This window comes from Rhodanobacter sp. MP7CTX1 (assembly GCF_014205795.1).
In the GTDB taxonomy this organism is placed as follows: domain Bacteria; phylum Pseudomonadota; class Gammaproteobacteria; order Xanthomonadales; family Rhodanobacteraceae; genus Rhodanobacter.
Genome location: NZ_JACHCN010000006.1, coordinates 153,224 through 169,025, shown reverse-complemented (window position 1 = coordinate 169,025; position 15,802 = coordinate 153,224). Strand labels below are relative to the sequence as shown.

Annotated in this window: 14 protein-coding genes; 12 read left to right on the top strand and 2 right to left on the bottom strand. The window is 61.9% G+C overall.

What is annotated here, in order from left to right:
• Window positions 1-42: 42 nt before the first annotated feature.
• The 5 genes from HDE77_RS10155 (at window position 43) to HDE77_RS10135 (ending at window position 8,366) form a co-directional block, all read left to right on the top strand.
• A complete protein-coding gene (locus HDE77_RS10155; RefSeq protein WP_184417200.1) occupies window positions 43-5,808 on the top strand; it encodes an autotransporter outer membrane beta-barrel domain-containing protein in 5,766 nt (1,921 codons plus the stop codon).
• Window positions 5,809-5,919: 111 nt separating this feature from the next.
• Entirely contained in the window at window positions 5,920-6,279 is a 360-nt protein-coding gene (locus HDE77_RS10150; protein ID WP_184417199.1) for a hypothetical protein, read from the top strand.
• A 9-nt stretch (window positions 6,280-6,288) separates the two neighbouring features.
• Window positions 6,289-6,591 (top strand): hypothetical protein, encoded by a 303-nt coding sequence (locus HDE77_RS10145; RefSeq protein WP_184417198.1) that lies wholly within the window; start codon window positions 6,289-6,291, stop codon window positions 6,589-6,591.
• Between the two features lie 108 nt (window positions 6,592-6,699).
• Entirely contained in the window at window positions 6,700-7,923 is a 1,224-nt protein-coding gene (locus tag HDE77_RS10140; RefSeq protein WP_343206089.1) for a TIGR03032 family protein, read from the top strand.
• The gene (locus tag HDE77_RS10135; protein ID WP_184417197.1) at window positions 7,920-8,366 is read left to right on the top strand and encodes an EF-hand domain-containing protein; all 447 of its coding nucleotides are present in this window, start codon (window positions 7,920-7,922) and stop codon (window positions 8,364-8,366) included. The genes HDE77_RS10140 and HDE77_RS10135 overlap by 4 nt, the downstream gene beginning before the upstream one ends.
• Window positions 8,367-8,482: 116 nt before the next feature.
• On the opposite strand, the gene HDE77_RS10130 is transcribed toward HDE77_RS10135, so the two are convergent.
• The gene (locus HDE77_RS10130; protein ID WP_255482639.1) at window positions 8,483-8,815 is read right to left on the bottom strand and encodes a DUF302 domain-containing protein; all 333 of its coding nucleotides are present in this window, start codon (window positions 8,813-8,815) and stop codon (window positions 8,483-8,485) included.
• Window positions 8,816-9,631: 816 nt separating this feature from the next.
• Between HDE77_RS10130 and HDE77_RS10125 the strand changes: the two genes are divergently transcribed.
• From HDE77_RS10125 to HDE77_RS10115, 3 genes are read left to right on the top strand one after another with little or no spacing between them, the layout of a single operon-like run.
• Entirely contained in the window at window positions 9,632-10,087 is a 456-nt protein-coding gene (locus HDE77_RS10125) for a helix-turn-helix transcriptional regulator (protein WP_221444215.1), read from the top strand.
• Between the two features lie 35 nt (window positions 10,088-10,122).
• Window positions 10,123-10,533 (top strand): VOC family protein, encoded by a 411-nt coding sequence (locus HDE77_RS10120; RefSeq protein ID WP_184417195.1) that lies wholly within the window; start codon window positions 10,123-10,125, stop codon window positions 10,531-10,533.
• Window positions 10,534-10,587: 54 nt separating this feature from the next.
• Complete coding sequence (locus HDE77_RS10115; RefSeq protein ID WP_184417194.1) at window positions 10,588-11,007, top strand: DUF1801 domain-containing protein; 420 nt, start codon at window positions 10,588-10,590, stop codon at window positions 11,005-11,007.
• A gap of 194 nt (window positions 11,008-11,201) precedes the next feature.
• On the opposite strand, the gene phhA is transcribed toward HDE77_RS10115, so the two are convergent.
• On the bottom strand, window positions 11,202-12,089 hold the full coding sequence (phhA, locus tag HDE77_RS10110) for a phenylalanine 4-monooxygenase (protein ID WP_184417193.1): 888 nt from the start codon (window positions 12,087-12,089) through the stop codon (window positions 11,202-11,204).
• Window positions 12,090-12,229: 140 nt separating this feature from the next.
• On the opposite strand from phhA, the gene HDE77_RS10105 reads away from it, so the two are divergent.
• The 4 genes from HDE77_RS10105 (at window position 12,230) to HDE77_RS10090 (ending at window position 15,618) form a co-directional block, all read left to right on the top strand.
• Window positions 12,230-12,706 (top strand): Lrp/AsnC family transcriptional regulator, encoded by a 477-nt coding sequence (locus HDE77_RS10105; protein ID WP_184417192.1) that lies wholly within the window; start codon window positions 12,230-12,232, stop codon window positions 12,704-12,706.
• Between the two features lie 101 nt (window positions 12,707-12,807).
• Window positions 12,808-13,623, top strand: a complete 816-nt coding sequence (locus HDE77_RS10100; protein ID WP_184417191.1) for a lysophospholipid acyltransferase family protein — start codon at window positions 12,808-12,810, stop codon at window positions 13,621-13,623.
• Window positions 13,620-14,645 (top strand): alpha/beta fold hydrolase, encoded by a 1,026-nt coding sequence (locus HDE77_RS10095; RefSeq protein ID WP_184417190.1) that lies wholly within the window; start codon window positions 13,620-13,622, stop codon window positions 14,643-14,645. The genes HDE77_RS10100 and HDE77_RS10095 overlap by 4 nt, the downstream gene beginning before the upstream one ends.
• A 64-nt stretch (window positions 14,646-14,709) precedes the next feature.
• Entirely contained in the window at window positions 14,710-15,618 is a 909-nt protein-coding gene (locus tag HDE77_RS10090) for a PhzF family phenazine biosynthesis protein (RefSeq protein ID WP_184417189.1), read from the top strand.
• Window positions 15,619-15,802: the final 184 nt, after the last annotated feature.

Sequence of the window (15,802 nt, the reverse complement as noted above, 5' to 3'; positions counted from 1 at the left end):
GATGACAAGACTTGGGGGTTTCATTTCATGATGGGGTTGGACATGCACACACGCACAAATGGCCGTCTAAACAAGACCCGCCTCACTCCGGCCCTCCCGGTCGCGCCGGTCACTCGCGCTATCCGCGCGGCCCTGGCGATTTCGGCCACCTTGTTGGCTCTGGGCGGCAGTGGTGCCGCGATGGCGCAGAGCTGCGTCTTCACGACACCGGCCACAGAGACTTGCGAGGGCGCCTTCACAAACACCTTGCCTGACCCCTCATTCTTTACGCCTGTCACCGACCTCACCCTGGTGCTGGGCGACAGCGCGAACAGCGTGCCGACCAGCGTGACTCCTGCCGACGGCTTGATGGGGATTGATGCCAATTGGGGTGGCAACGTCGGCGTGACCAGTTACGCGGACATCACCACGCAAGGGGCCGATGGCATTTTTGCGAACAGCGCGACGACGGCGGCGGTGAACAACCAAGCCAGCATCACCACCAACGTCACGGCATCAGGTGCCAAAGCGATGGACGTCAACGCGTACGGTGACGTGAGCGTGGTCAACAACGGCCCTATCAACGCCTACAGCGCCGGCGTCTACGACGTGACGGCCGTCAGCGCCTACTCAAGCAATGGCAATGTCTCAGTCGACAACCAGGCTGCCGGTACGATCACCGCCGCCGCGCAGGATGGCAACGCCATTGCGGTCAATACGTATGCCTACGGCGGGGCCACCGTCACCAATGAAGGTGTGATCACTGCCAGCTCAACCAACTCGGTCTACGGCATCGCCGGGGGTATTGTTGCCCAGGCCGTCAACGGCAACGCCAGCGTTACCAACAGCGGCAGCATCACGGCGACGTCCGCCGCATTGCAGGCCGTGGGCATACTGGCCACGTCCAACTATGGTTACGCCTCGGTCGTTAACTCCGGCTCGGTCACGGCCACCGGTGGACAGGGCAAGACGATTGGCATCGAGGCGTTGGGCCAGACGGGAAGCAGTGTCTATAACTTCGGTTCGGTCACGGCCACCTCGGTTTCCGGTACCGCGATCGGTATCCTGGCGCAGACGGTCAACGGCAACGCCACCGCCACCAATACCAGCAGCATTACTGTCACTTCCGGCTATGACGCCGTGGGTGTGTCGGCGATAACAGCCAACGGCGAGTCTTCAGCGACGAGCTCAGGCTTCATGCAGGTGATCGGTCACGGTGGCCTGACGACCGACATTGAGGCCTATTCAGCCGTGGGCGACGCCAACGCAAGCAATTCCGGCTTTGTAATTTCCGGAGCCTACGGCGGCAGCGCGGTAGGCGTGTCGGCTACCAGCGGCGACGGCAACGCCACCGCCAGCAACACTGCCGCCGGTTACCTGCGCGTGGTGACACCGGGCGGGGCAACCGACTACGCCACCGGTATTGCGGCCAAAACCTACAACGGCAATGCCACCGCCAACAATGACGGCACCGTATACGTGTCGTCGACCCTCGGCGTGGGGATTGGCATCAATGTCAGCGCTACTGGCGGCAATGCAACGGCTACCAACACAGGAAACATCCAGACATTCAACACATTGTTCGCCAACGTCCGCGGCATCCAGGCGATTTCTTCCAGCGGTGATGTCTCCGTCACCAACTCCGGCATCATCAGGGTTCTTTCAAACCAGGTGCTCGGTTACCCGTTCCATGTCACCAGCGTGCTGGGCATCGGCGCGCAGAGTTACGCCGGCACGACCGTCACCAACTCCGGCAGCATCAGCGCAACGGGCCCCTGGAAAGCCTACGGCGTGGAAGGTATTTCCCTGTACGGCGACACCCAGGTGACCAATACCGCCAGTGGAACGATCTTTGCCAGCGGCCTCAGAGCCGTCGGCATTGTTGCCGATGTCGGCTACGGCACGTCGTATCAGGCCGTGGTCAATAACGCCGGCAGCATCCATGTCAGCCAGGTTGGCGACTGCGACTGCAATCCCGGCTTCGTTGCCGATGGTGTCGGCATCGCTGCCTTGTCCGACTTTGCCGGTGGCGTCGCGGTCAACAACACTGGTGGCATCATTGTCACCACTCAGCATGGCGCGTATGGCATCAGCGCCATCACCTACAACGATGCTGCGACCGTAAATAACTCCGGCACGATTTCCGTGGGCACCACCGGCTATGGCGCGTCCAACTTCGGCATCGCCGCGGGGAGCGCGTACGGCAGTGTCTCCATCGTCAACTCCGGCAAAGTCTCCGTCACGACGGGATTGCTGATCGGGGCTGGCAACTATGCCCTCAATGATGTCGTCGGCATCTACGGCCACACCGGGCGTCACCACAACGTGGGCTATGGCTCCGGCTATTACGGCGCCGGAGACACCAACATCACCAATACGGGCGATGTCAGTATCACGGCCACCCGCGAAGGCACCGGCATCTATGCGGTCGCCGAGTATGGCTCCGCCCTCGTCAACAATTCAGGTCACGTGGTGGTCAACGACACCTTTGGCGGCTCCGGTATCGTCGTCAAGACTGGGATCGGCTATTTCACCGGCCTTGGCAGTGCTGGGATCAACAACACGGGAACCGTCCAGGTTTACGGATCGCAGGACGCGCGAGGCCTCGTGGCGCGCGTGACCGGCGGTAATACGATCGACATTACCAACGCAGGCGACGTGGCCGTGTCCGGTGAAGTGGGTGCCTTCGGCATTTTCGCCCGCAACTACACCTACACCGGCAATGCGATCAACGTAAACAACACAGGTGTGATCAGTGCAGCGCTAACCACCAGCGGTGCCTATGCCCCCAACACCAACCAGAACCATGCCCAGGCCATCGGTGTGGAGACGTACAACTACTCCGGCGTCACCACGGTCACTAATGCCGGCTCGATCGTTGCCGACGTCATCTCGACCACGCCGCTGACCGGCAGCGCCGTCGGCATCAACACCAAGAACGGATACGCCGCCCACTACGGCGATACCGTCATCAGCAATAGCGGCTCGATCACGGCTTTCGATCGTTCCAACAATGGCAGTCCCTACTTTCACGCGCCGCACGGCGCCTGGGCGGCGGGCATCAATTCCGACGGTACTTACGGCAATTTCAGCATCAGCAACACGGGCAGCATTTCGGCGACCGCTCAGTCCGCCTACTTTGCCGACGATGGTCTGACCACGGCCAACGGCATCCTGGCGACATCCACCGTGGGCAACTCCGTCGTGCGCAGCCTTGCTCTGGGCGACATCAAAATCACCAACAGCGCAGGATTGATTTCGGCCAGCGCGGAAACCACCTACGGCGCGGGTAGCACCTTCGCAACCGGACTGTCCGGCGTGGTCAAGGTCGGCAGCTATGGTGGATCGCTTGTCAGCGCCGGCCATGGCATCACGATCGACAACGAAAGTCAGGTTGCCGCCGAGGCAGTCACTGACGCCGTGGCCACTGGTTCGGCCACGGCGATCGGTCTGTCTGCGATCAACGGTTCGGCGCAGGGTTTCGTCAGCGTCATCAATGCGGGCACGGTCACCGCAAACGCCACGAGCGCTACCGCGGCGAGCTCTACAGGCATCTTCGCCAGCGGCTATATTGCATCGGCGGCCCTCAACACCGTTGGCACGACCGGTGGCGCGATCAACGCCACGGCGACGGGTGCAACTGCCACCGCTACGGGTATCTTCGCCAGCGGCAACAGCGTGACGGTGGCCCTCAACTCTGCTGGCACCATCGGTGGCACCATCAACGCCACGGCGACGGGCACAACGGCCACCGCCACCGGCATCTCCGCCAACGGCTACAGCGTCGCGGTGGCTCTCAACACGGGTGGCACCATCAACGCCACGGTGACCGGCACCAGCGGTACGGCGACCGGCCTGTCACTGACCAACACCGGTACCGGCGCGTTGACCACGAACAATGACGGTGTGCTCATGGCGACCTTCAACGGCGTGGGCGGCAAAGCCTACGGTGCGATGATCACCTCCGCTGGCGATGTGACCCTCAGCAACACCGGTCATATCCTCGCGAGCAATGCGACCTCGGCGGTGGGTGTGGCTTTCAACAGCCCGACCAATGTCACGCTGATCAACAGCGGCACGATCACCGCCAACTCGGCCGCGGACAGCAGCGTCGCGGTGCTGAGCACCGGCGTGTCAAACGCCATCCTCAACAACAGTGGCATCATCAACGGGGCGATCCAGACCGGTGCAGGCAACGACACCCTGAGCAACGCCGGCACCTGGAACGCGGTGGGTGCCTCGGACTTCGGTGCCGGTGACGACACCATCACCAATACCGGCACGATCCATCTCAACACCACCACGATCAGTCTGGGCAGCGACCCAGCCGGCAACCAGTTCACCAATACCAGTACCGGCGTGATCACCGTGCTGGGCAACAACACCATCACGATGGGCACCGGCACGCCGGTCAATCCCAACCCGTTCACCAACAACGGCACGATCAACTTCCAGAACGGCGAGGCGAACAACACACTGACGATCGCCGGCAACTTTGCCGGCAATGGTCAGCTCGACATGGATGTGGACGGTGCGAACGGCACCGGCGATCAGCTGAAAATCAACGGCAACGTGGTGGCCGGCAGCGTGAACACGGTCAACGTGAACTTGCTGACGGATCCGACCAAGGCGTCCACCATGATCCCCTTGGTGCTGGTGAGCGGCACCTCGGCCGCCAACGCGTTCGTGCTGGGCACGTTCACTCAGCCCAAGAGCTTCCTGGGCTTGAGCGAGGCCATCGTGAGCACCCCGAACACGTTCTCGCTTGGGCTGGCGGTCGCCGCGACCACGCCACCTCCAGTAACCACACCGCCGCCCGTAACCACACCACCACCGGTAACGACACCGCCTCCGGTCACCCCACCACCGTCCGGCGTCGGTGTCGGCGTGACGGTGACCGGCTTGAGCGAACTGGGCACGCTGGCTGCCTCGGCCGCTCCCGGTGTGCAAAGTCTGATGAACAGTCAGATCGGTACGCTGGAAGATCGCATGGGCGCCGTAAGCCAGACGATCAAGGGTGGTTTGAGCTTGTGGACCCGCGCCTTCGCCGACAGCGGTACGGTGTCGCCGGATCACTCGGCCGGCAACTTCGGTCAGAACGGCAACTTTGGCTTCGACCAGAGCAACACCGGTGAAGAAGTGGGTCTGGACTTCGCGATCTCCGATGAACTCAAGGCCGGTGCGTTGTTCTCCAAATCACGGGCGAACCAGTCGCTTGACGGTAACCAGGCCGACTCGAGCCAGATCACCGGCAACACCGCCGGTGTGTACGGCACCTGGATCGCCTCGAGCGGCTTGTACGTGGATGCGTCCTACCGCTGGATGAGCTTCAACGATCGGTTGCATGCGCCGAACGGTTACGCCTCGATCCATGGCAATGCCGATGCGTTCAACCTGGAAGTGGGCAAGACCTGGACGCTGTCGAACGGTCTGCAGATCGCACCGCAGTTCCAGTACACGCTGACCAAGGTGGACAACATCAACGCGCAGACCGGCAGCCTGGCCGGCTTCCGGTCCACTGGTGACGATGCCTCACGCGCTCGCTTCGGTGTGATGTTCAGCAAGGCGTACACGCCGGCCAGCAGCAATGCGGTGTGGATGCCATATGCCTCGCTGTCGGTGGTGCAGGAGCTGGATGGGAAGAACAGCTACGCGGTCAACAACACGTTCTTCGGTGAGACCGATACCAAGGGCACGAGTGCGTTGGCTGAAACCGGCCTCAACGTGCAGCTCGGCAAGCTGGCGGTGTTTGGCGGGTTGAACTGGCAGGACGGTGGCGCGTTGAAGAGCTTCTTCGGCGGTCAGGTCGGGCTGCGCTACACCTTCTGAGTGACTGCATGAAAGGATGAGTGGCGAGCCCGGTGGTGCGATACACCGGGCTCTCTACATCGGAGGAAAGCAGGAGCGTCAGGGCAGTTTGCGGCTCCGTTCGATTGACGCATGGACACCGCGGCGCACCGCCGCCGTGGATCGGAAGCCAACAGCCTCGAGGTGATCGCCATGGATACCAAGCTCTATGACGTGGCAAGTATCAAATCCGGCATGCCTTTTCCTCAACGCATGGATTCGGGACTCACGATCGGACAGCAACGCGTGCTCGAACTGGTGGACGGCGACAGCTTCGTACTGCAGACCATCCGGATCAGTGAAGACCAAGACGTCACTGCGAAGGCGCACTCCCAGGATGCGGCACACATCGCTACTCGTCTGGCGAGTTGGGCTCGGGGCCGTCATGTGCGGCTCGCATATCGCATGATCGACAAGGATACCGCCCGGATCTGGCGGCTAGGTACCGTCTGAGGAACAGACATGGGCAAGAGCGTATTTGAAGGCTACACGGTGGGTGAGATCGAGCGCGATATTCCGTTTCCGCTCAGGCATAGAAAGCCGCTTTCGATCGAGCAGAAACAACTCCTGCAACTGAAGGATGGCGAGAGTCTTGTGCTCGCCGTGCACTTCGGTACGTTCCTTACCGACAATGCCGAGCGGCTCATGCAGTGGGCGCGATTGAAGGGTATTCACACCGTACGGCGCAAGATCGATGACGACTCGGTGCGGATCTGGCGGGTTGAACCGCCGCAGCCTGCGGCGGCAGACGAACGCAAGAAATGACGCTGCCCGTCACGCAACACCGACGCGTCACACGCCCAGGGCGTACTCTTGGGCGACGCACAGGATTCATTGTTGAAGCGTGACCCTAACAAGATGGTGGAGAACTCCGTGGCAAGTAAAGATAAAGCGTCCGATACCAACCTGCAGGAAGTCGGCGACAAGGGCGAGATGGCCGTGGGTCTGCAGTCCGTCAGTGCCGAAGCTGCCTCGCCAGCGTCTGTCCCCGAAGTTGCCACACCGGCTGGCTCGGCGCCCGCACAGGTAGCCCAGCCGCCTCAGCCGAACGTCGAGAAAAGCTGTTCGCGCGGACTGGCCGCCTGGCTGGCCAGCAGCAACCTCTCCCTGGCGATTTCCTCCTACCAGACCGGTCGCGTGTACCTGGTCGGCAGCGACAAGCTCGGCCGCGTGTCGTTCTTCGAGCGTCTGTTCGAGCGCGCCATGGGTATCGTCGGCAATGCCCAGCGCATTTACCTGGGCGGCCTGTACCAGCTGTGGCGCTTCGAGAACGTGCTGCGTTCGAACGAGGTGATCCATGGCCAGTTCGACAAATGCTATGTGCCGCGCAACGCGCAGACGATCGGTGACCTGGATATCCATGAGCTGGGCATTCGCAAGAATGGCAAGGTCGTCTTCATCAACACCAAGTATTCCTGTCTCGCCGAACTGAGCCAGACGCACAGCTTCAAGGCGATCTGGAAGCCGGACTTCATTACCAAGCTGGCACCGGAAGATCGCTGCCACCTCAATGGCCTGGCGATGGTCGACGGCGCGCCCAAGTACGTCACTGCGGTCTGCAAGAGCGATGCGGTGGATGGCTGGCGCGACCGGCGCCACAACGGTGGCGTGGTGATCGACATCGACACCAACGAGATCGTCTGCGAAGGCCTGTCGATGCCGCATTCGCCGCGTTGGGCCAACGGCAAGCTGTGGGTGCTCAATGCGGGCGCCGGTCATCTGGGTTGGGTGGACTTCGCGACCAAGTCGTTTGTACCGCACGCGTTCCTGCCCGGGTTTGTGCGCGGCCTGTCGATCTTCGGTAACACTGCGGCGGTGGGTTTGTCCAAGCCGAGAAACCAGCGCTTCGAAGGGCTGCAGCTGGATGCAGAACTGACCAAGCACGACGTTGAGCCGTGGTGCGGTGTGCAGATCATCTCGCTCACCAACGGTGACGTGCTGCACTGGATCCGCTTCGAGGGCGACATCTCCGAAATCTTCGACCTGTGCTTCCTGCCGAATGTGCGCAACCCGATGATGGTGGGACTTCGTACGCCCGAGATCCGGGAACTCATCACGTTCGAGACGGAGTTGCAGCCGGAGGGTGTGACGTCATGAACAGGCGTGGGAGTAGGGTAGGTTATGCGGTGTGTCTTATCGCGACGCTGCTCATCGCGAACGCGGTGCAGGCGCAGTCAACCCCGGCGACACCGACAAAGACACCAGCCGCGGCGGCGCCGCCAGCCGATGAAGCCGATGCGCTCTTTACCCGCTGGGATACCGATCATAACGGCGCGTTATCGCCGGCCGAATTCCGCGCCGGCTGGCATCAGCTGCAAGCGGAGGCAGAGCTGCGTCGATTGCACGAACAATTCGTGGCGATGGATACCGACAAGAACGGTTGCCTGAACGCGGCGGAGTACGCCCACCTGACACTGATCAAGAACGCCGGCACGTCAGCGCCGCCGATGTCGATGTTTGACACCGAGAAGAACCAGTGTCTGGACTTCAAGGAATACGTGACCGTGGTTGACTACATGCTGAAGCACGAACACAAATGATCATCACTCGATGCGACTGCGGACAGCGCATGTAGTGATCTTCCTCGGCGCTCCGGCTTTGAATGTCTGCATGGCACTCAATGCCCTGGGCGTCTCGCTAGCTGCGCCGACTCAACTTATTCCGAAGTTTGTTGCAGGAGAGGAATAGCGCCGGCAAGGTTCGCGCTCATGGCAGAGGGCAGGCCATGCCGCTGCGTGATGTAGTCGGGTGTGTTGTAACCCACCCAGGTAGCGCCCTGATCGTCTTCCCAGACCAGTGCTTTCAAGGGGAGATCCAGCCCGACTGTCGGAGCTTGTTGCATCAACGGTGTCCCACTCTTGGGATTTCCAAAGATGAGCATTTGCTCCGGGCGCATGGTTAGCCCTTCACGTGCGGCGTCCCCGCTGAAGTCGATGCGCGCAAAGATCGTCAACCCGTGGGCACGGAACAGCTGCTCGAGCTTCTCCATGGTTTGCGGAACGTTTTGTGCGGACCGGATACGAACGATCCCCTGATCGGTGTGAGCCGTTGGCATAGTCAGATTCCCAAGAGAGAGGCCGGAGTAGAGGGCCGGCCGGGAGTTCTACGACGCTATGGTCTCGCCGCGAATGTAAAGGCGATGCATGCTCGACCAGACCATGCGCTCCGAGTCGAATGCGGCCAATTCAGCGTGAACCGCTACTTCCCATCATCGTCGTTGCACAGGTACGCTGCGCATGGCTGCGAGTGAGGTGCGCGTGTGAGTGACGTTCCCGAGGCATTGATGGGGCTGCATGACGCGACGCTCGCGTCAATCGTGTTCGATTGGGCAGGTCGACGGTGCACCCTGCACTTCCACGGGGTACCAAGTAGCGATTTACAGCATCCTTTTTCAATCGTCTTTGAAGACGTTACCGAAGTGAGCATTCCATCGGAGCGGCCTTGGGGGCCATCGCAGTCAGTGCTGGAAGTCGATTGCGTCGAAGCGGGGCGATATGTGTTTGTAATGCAGTCTGGCGACGAAATATGGGTGTCATCGCCCGTGGATCCGATTCGAGCCGTGACAGTCAAGTGACCCACCGCTTTCCGCGATGGTGGTTGTAACGTCACGCATCGTGAAGCGGGCATTCCGCGAACCGTCTTCGACTCAAAACAGAACGTCACGCCATCGCCGGGCGCTCTTCGATTCGGTCTGACACAGACCGATAATCTTCTCCACGGGCAACTCCAGCCATCTCGGGCCGCAACGAGGGATTGCCAGCACTACGTCACGGGCTTGAGCGTTCCGGCACGACGTGAAACGATCATGCGGGTGACCAGCAAACCCACCACAGCGCAGCATTTACGCGACCTTGCACGGCTGCGCCGCGTTCGCGACCGGATCGACCGGGAGTACGCGCAGCCGTTGGATGTCGAGGCGCTGGCCCGTGGTGCGGATATGTCAGCCGGTCACCTCAGCCGCCAGTTCCGGCTCGCCTACGGTGAATCGCCATACTCCTATCTGATGACGCGGCGCGTCGAACGGGCGATGGCGATGCTTCGTCGTGGCGACCTCAGTGTCACCGAGGTCTGTTTCGAGGTCGGCTGCGCGTCGCTGGGTACCTTCAGCACGCGGTTCACCGAGCTGGTCGGCATGTCACCCGGGACCTATCGGCGCCAGCAGACGCACGCGACGGAGGGGATCCCCTCCTGCATGGCGAAACAGGTGACCCGGCCGATCAGGAATCGAGAAGCGCCGCCCACCGAGCCGGAACTAGACTGACCGCCGAGGACTTCACCACCGCTGAGAGAGGCACCATGGACATCACCATACACGCGAGTTTTCTGCCGCAGAACGACCCGGACGCCGCCCTGGCCTTCTATCGCGACAACCTCGGCTTCGAGGTACGCAACGACGTCGGATATGGCGGAAAGCGCTGGATCACGGTCGGCCCCGCGGGCCAGCCCGGCACCTCCATCGTGCTGTATCCGCCGGATGCGAGCCCCGGCGTCACCGACGACGAACGCCGCACGATTGCCGAGATGATGGCCAAAGGGACCTTCGGCATCCTGCTCCTGGCCACGAGGGACCTGAAGGGCACGTTCGAGCAGCTACAGGCTCGCGACGCCGATATCGTTCAGGAGCCGACCGACCAGCCGTACGGGGTTCGCGACTGCGCCGTTCGCGATCCCGCAGGCAACATGATCCGTATCCAGCAGCTGCGCTGAGCCAAGACGTCGTCGGTTGAAAATCGAATGGCCAGAAAGGGCCCGGAGAATCCCATGAATCGATTGGAACGCGTTGACCAGCTGATTGAAGGAATCACAGACTGGCGTGGAAAGACGTTCGCTGACGTTCGCAATGCCATCCTTGAGGTCGACAAGGAAATCGTCGAAGAGTGGAAGTGGATGGGAAGCCCGGTGTGGTCTCGTGACGGAATGATCGCGGTCGCCAATGCGCACAAGGGTAAGGTGAAGCTTACTTTTTCTCACGGGGCGCAGCTCGAAGATCCCGACAAGCTCTTCAACGCAGGGCTCGGAGGCAGCACATGGCGGGCGATCGATTTTTTCGAGGGCGACAAGATCAACAAGCGCGCTCTGAAAGGCCTCGTCCGTGCTGCCATTGAGTACAACCAGACGAAATTGAAAAAGAACGCGGCCCCGGGCCCGCGCGCGAAGGCAAGCAAGGTCAAAAAGGCGTAAAACCCTGGCTTGGTGCGGCCACCGACAGGTCTTCCCTGAACGCATTAAGCAAGAGGCCCGGCTGCCGCTTTGCAGTTGTTGTCCGACGACTGCATGACACGAATGATCGCGGGTCGAATGAATCTCGACGGCGTGCCCAATAAAAAGGGCCGGCTGATTAGCCGGCCCTAGTCCATCGACGGGAAGCAGGGTGCTCAGGTATCCGCGTTGGTCGCCCAACCCTCGCGCGTGCCGCGAGTGAACACGCGATCGTCGTCGAGCACGTCGCCAGCAGCGTGTGCGGGTAATTCGTGCAGCTTCGTGTAGATCGGGGTGAAGTCCGGATGGGTCGCCTCGAACAATTGCTCGAAGCTGTCGATGACAAAGTAGGTCTGCTGATAAGTGTCGATGCGGTAGCGCGTGCTCATCACGCGCTCGAGGCCGAAACCGATGCGGTTCGGCGCAGGAGAATCCAGCGAGTAGATCGATTCGCCCTTGGAGCTGACGATGCCGGCGCCGTAGATGCGCATGCCTTCGTCGGTGTTGATCAGGCCGAACTCCACCGTGTACCAGTACAGCCGCGTGAGGTTCATCAGCGCTTCGGGGCCAATCGCGAATGCCTTCATGCCGCCGCGGCCGTAGGCCTGCATGTAGTCGGCAAAGATCGGATTGAGCAGCAGCGGCACATGGCCGAACAGGTCGTGGAACAGGTCCGGTTCGCTGAGGTAATCGAGCTGGTCCGGCTTTCGGATCCACCAGCTGACCGGGAAGCGGCGATGGGCGAGGTGATCAAAAAACACGTCGTCCGGCAGCAGGCCTTCCACGGCAACGACTTCCCACCCGGTGGTGGCGCCGAGCACCTTGTTGAGGTCGGCGAATTTCGGAATGCCGCCGTCGCCCAGGCCGAAGCGTTCGACGCCCGCCATGAACTCCTTGCACGCGCGCCCGGGCAGCATCTCGCGCTGGCGCTTGAACAACGTGTCCCACACCTCGTGGTCGGTACGCGAATAGCTTGCCCATGGCTGCTCGACCACACCGGTGGCGTAAACCGGCACGTAACCGCGATCGGTCTGCTGGTGTTCGACTTTGCGGGGGGTATCCATGGCGTACTCCGGTGTGGCTTCGGGTATAGAACAACAGCATACGGCTGATCCAGCACACGAAGATTGTTTTGTTGCGGTAAGTTGGCCTATGGATGCACTTTTATTGCGGATAATGGTGTCTTGAGAGAGGTATCTTGCGCGTGACCACGCTGGACCGTACCGACCTGCGCATGCTTGGCGTATTGCAGAGCGAAGGCCGCATCACCAATGCCGAGCTGGCCGAGCGGGTCAGCCTGTCGCCGTCGGCGTGCCTGCGTCGGCTGCAGCGGCTGGAGGCGGACAAGGTCATCACCGGCTACGCCGCGCAGATCGATCCCCAAGCCGTCGGCCTGGGTCTTCAGGCGTTCGTGCGGGTGCAGCTGAGCAAGCACGAAGCGGAAGCGATCGAGCGTTTCGTCGAGCACGTCAACGGCTGGGACGAGGTAGTGGCCTGTCACGCGTTGACCGGCGACATGGATTATCTGCTGCACGTCCATGTGGCCGACCTCAAGGACTTTTCGCGCTTTCTGCTCGACCATCTGTTGAATGCCGCGGGCGTTGCCGATGTCAATTCGAGTTTCGTGCTGCGCACGGTGAAACGCTCGCCGTCGCTGCCGCTCACACAGCTGGAGAAATGAGAGTACCGGCTTTCCGCTCGGCTGCCTGAGAGCTCCAGTGCCTTGAACACCAAACGCCAGCGCATGGCGTCCATGCCAAGTAACGCTAAACTAATCGACTAATGAGCAACGACACCATCATCGCCACCGAGCACGACCCGTTACGCCCGCTGCGCTATCTCTGGCGCGTTCCTCTGTTGTTGCTGCATATCGTGCTGGGCATCCTGCTGTGCTCGCTGGTGCTCAGCTGGAACCAGCACGCGGTGATGAAGGATGGCCGTGAGCCGACCGTGCACCGGATGATCCGCTGGTGGTCAACCACCTTGTTGCGCATCTTCGGCCTGCGTTCGGTGCGGATCGGCCAGCCGCTGCCCGATCCGGTGTTGTTCGTCGCCAATCACACCTCGTGGACCGATATCGAATTGCTGCATAGCCAGCGCGCGGCCTGTTTCGTGGCCAAGGCGGAGATCGCCAGCTGGCCACTGGTCGGCTGGCTGGCCGCCAACGGTGGCACGATCTTTCATCGGCGCGGTAGCAACCACTCGCTGTCCACGGTGATGCAGGTCATGGTCGAGCGACTGAGATCCAAGCGTTCGGTGGCCGTGTTCCCGGAAGGCGGCACCGGCTACAACGGCGTACTCAAGGTGTTTCACGCGCGCATCTTCCAGGCGGCGCTGGATGCCGACGTACCGGTGCAGCCGGTCGCACTGCGCTTTGCGCGTGACGGCCAACGAATCATCGACGCGGGTTTCCGCGAAGACGAAAGCTTCGCGCAAAACATCCTGCGGCTGCTTGGCGGCGCGCCGATGGATGCCGAAGTGCATTTCCTCACGCCGGTACCGGCCGCACCGGATGCGCGTCGACGCATGGCCGAGCAGTCGCGCGAGCGCATTGCCGCCGCACTGGGCGACTCGACGGTGAGTGAAGCTGTCGCATGAGTCTGCTGCGCGGGGTCGACTTCCACCCACCATGGCCGCTGCGTAGCGGCCATATTCAGACCATGCTCTCCTCCAGCGGCGTGCGTCGCATGTTGTTGCCACGCGCGGCCCAGAGAGTACTGGAAGGCGCCGAGGCCGTGGTGGTCGACGGCGGTGGTGGGGTGCGGCTCACCGGCGCGTACACCGCGCAGGCCGTGCAGCCGAAGGCGCGCGGCCTTGCCGTGCTGTTTCATGGTTGGGAAGGCAGCGTCGATTCCACCTATGTCTTGCAGACCGGCAGCCGCCTGCTCGCCGATGGCTGGGACATCTTCCGGCTGAATTTCCGCGATCACGGCGACAGTCATTCGCTCAACGAGGCGCTGTTCCATTCTTGCCGTATCGACGAAGTGATCCATGCGTTGGGCGACATCGCGCAACGCTGGCCGGCACGCCCGATGGCCGTGGCCGGTTTTTCGCTGGGCGGCAACTTCGCATTGCGTGCCGCGTTGCAGACCTCGCGCGTCGGGATTCCGCTGAGCTACGTGCTGGCGGTGTGCCCGATCATCGATCCCGGTGAGGGACTGTTCTCGCTGGAAGAATCGGCGCCCTGGTTCTACCAGGCCTACTTCATGCACAAGTGGCGTCGCTCGCTGCAGGCCAAGCAGGCGGCGTTTCCGCAGCACGAGTATTTCGAGCTGACCGAGCTGAAGCAGAACCTGCGTGGGCTCACCGAGGCGATGGTGCTGCGGCATACCGACTTCAAGACACTGCAACAATACCTGGACGGCTATTCGGTGGCTGATGACGCGCTGATGGCCATGCAGATCCCCGCTACCATCCTGACCGCGCGCGACGATCCGGTGATTCCGGTCAACGCGTTCGAGCGTCTGCGGGTACCCGCCAACGTGGAGCTCGACATTGCCGATCACGGCGGCCATTGCGGTTTCATTCGCGGCTACGGCATGACCAGCTTCACCGACGATTACATCGCCCAGCGCTTCAACGCGATCGCCGACCAGTCAGCCGAACGACAGACCGGTTGACCGGTCACGGGGCGCCTGCGATCCGGGCTACCCATTGGTGCTTCCGTCATCCAGGAGAACGCTCATGCCGTCCCGTCGCTATGTCGTTGCCGACGTCTTCACCCAACATCCGCACGGTGGCAATCAACTCGCGGTCGTGCTCGACAGCGAAGGGCTGACGACCGCGCAGATGCTCGCGATCACGCGCGAGTTCAACTTCGCGGAGACTACCTTCGTGTTGCCGCCGGACGATCGGGCCCATACCGCACGCGTGCGCATTTTCACCACGGCCGGCGAGGTGCCTTTTGCTGGCCATCCCAACGTCGGCACGGCGTTTGTACTGGCGCGCATGGGCGAGGTGTTCGGCCGACGCATCGGTGACACTGCCTTGTTCGAAGAGTTGGCCGGCATTGTGCCGGTGTCCATCCAGAGGGAACAGGGCGTGGTGAAGGGCGCCACTCTCACCGCGCCCGAACCGTTGCGTTTGGGTGAGACGTTCGAAGTTGCGGCGATCGCTGCATGCCTGCGACTGGATCCGGCCGATGTCCTGCTCGACCGGCATGCGCCCCGCGAAGCTTCGGTTGGGCTGCCTTTCGTGATGGTGGAACTCACCGACGTGGAAGCGCTGGGGCGCATTCGCCTGGACGCCGACGCCAGTTGTACGCTGCTGGAAAAACACCCGGCGCGCGGGATGTATGTCTACGCACGGGTAGCATCGGCGACCAACGCGCGCCTACGTGCGCGCACCTTCTGCCCGCTGCTGGGAGCGGCCGAAGACGCGGCAACCGGCAGCGCCAACGCCGCGCTGGCCGGACTGCTGGCGAGCCTGGATCCGGCGACCGATGGCCAATTCCACTTCGAGGTGACCCAGGGCGTCGAGATGGGCCGACCCAGCCAGCTGAAACTCACGGCACAAAAGGCGGGCGGAGTGATCACGGCACAGGTGGGCGGCGCCTGTGTATCCCTCATGCACGGTGTGCTCGACGTCGACTGAAGTGCGGAAGTTGCTGCAGCACGGCTTGACACAGCAAATTTAGATCGATTCAAATCGGATTGTTCCGCGTGTCATTCCGTAGCACTTACGGGTATGGCAGCACCCGGACTTTCCGGTCGATTCGTGGCGATACGCCATTGGTGCCAGCTCTCACGGTACCCATGGCGTCACGGGTATGGCCGCT

Bases quoted from the DNA above. Each gene is read 5' to 3' on its own strand.
- HDE77_RS10150 (WP_184417199.1), top strand. From the start codon at position 5,920: ATGGACACCGCGGCGCACCGCCGCCGTGGATCGGAAGCCAACAGCCTC.
- HDE77_RS10115 (WP_184417194.1), top strand. From the start codon at position 10,588: ATGAATCGATTGGAACGCGTTGACCAGCTGATTGAAGGAATCACAGAC.
- HDE77_RS10095 (WP_184417190.1), top strand. From the start codon at position 13,620: ATGAGTCTGCTGCGCGGGGTCGACTTCCACCCACCATGGCCGCTGCGT.
- phhA (WP_184417193.1), bottom strand. From the start codon at position 12,089: ATGGATACCCCCCGCAAAGTCGAACACCAGCAGACCGATCGCGGTTAC.
- HDE77_RS10120 (WP_184417195.1), top strand. From the start codon at position 10,123: ATGGACATCACCATACACGCGAGTTTTCTGCCGCAGAACGACCCGGAC.
- HDE77_RS10130 (WP_255482639.1), bottom strand. From the start codon at position 8,815: ATGGAGAAGCTCGAGCAGCTGTTCCGTGCCCACGGGTTGACGATCTTT.
- HDE77_RS10090 (WP_184417189.1), top strand. From the start codon at position 14,710: ATGCCGTCCCGTCGCTATGTCGTTGCCGACGTCTTCACCCAACATCCG.
- HDE77_RS10125 (WP_221444215.1), top strand. From the start codon at position 9,632: ATGCGGGTGACCAGCAAACCCACCACAGCGCAGCATTTACGCGACCTT.
- HDE77_RS10155 (WP_184417200.1), top strand. From the start codon at position 43: ATGCACACACGCACAAATGGCCGTCTAAACAAGACCCGCCTCACTCCG.
- HDE77_RS10135 (WP_184417197.1), top strand. From the start codon at position 7,920: ATGAACAGGCGTGGGAGTAGGGTAGGTTATGCGGTGTGTCTTATCGCG.
- HDE77_RS10100 (WP_184417191.1), top strand. From the start codon at position 12,808: ATGAGCAACGACACCATCATCGCCACCGAGCACGACCCGTTACGCCCG.
- HDE77_RS10145 (WP_184417198.1), top strand. From the start codon at position 6,289: ATGGGCAAGAGCGTATTTGAAGGCTACACGGTGGGTGAGATCGAGCGC.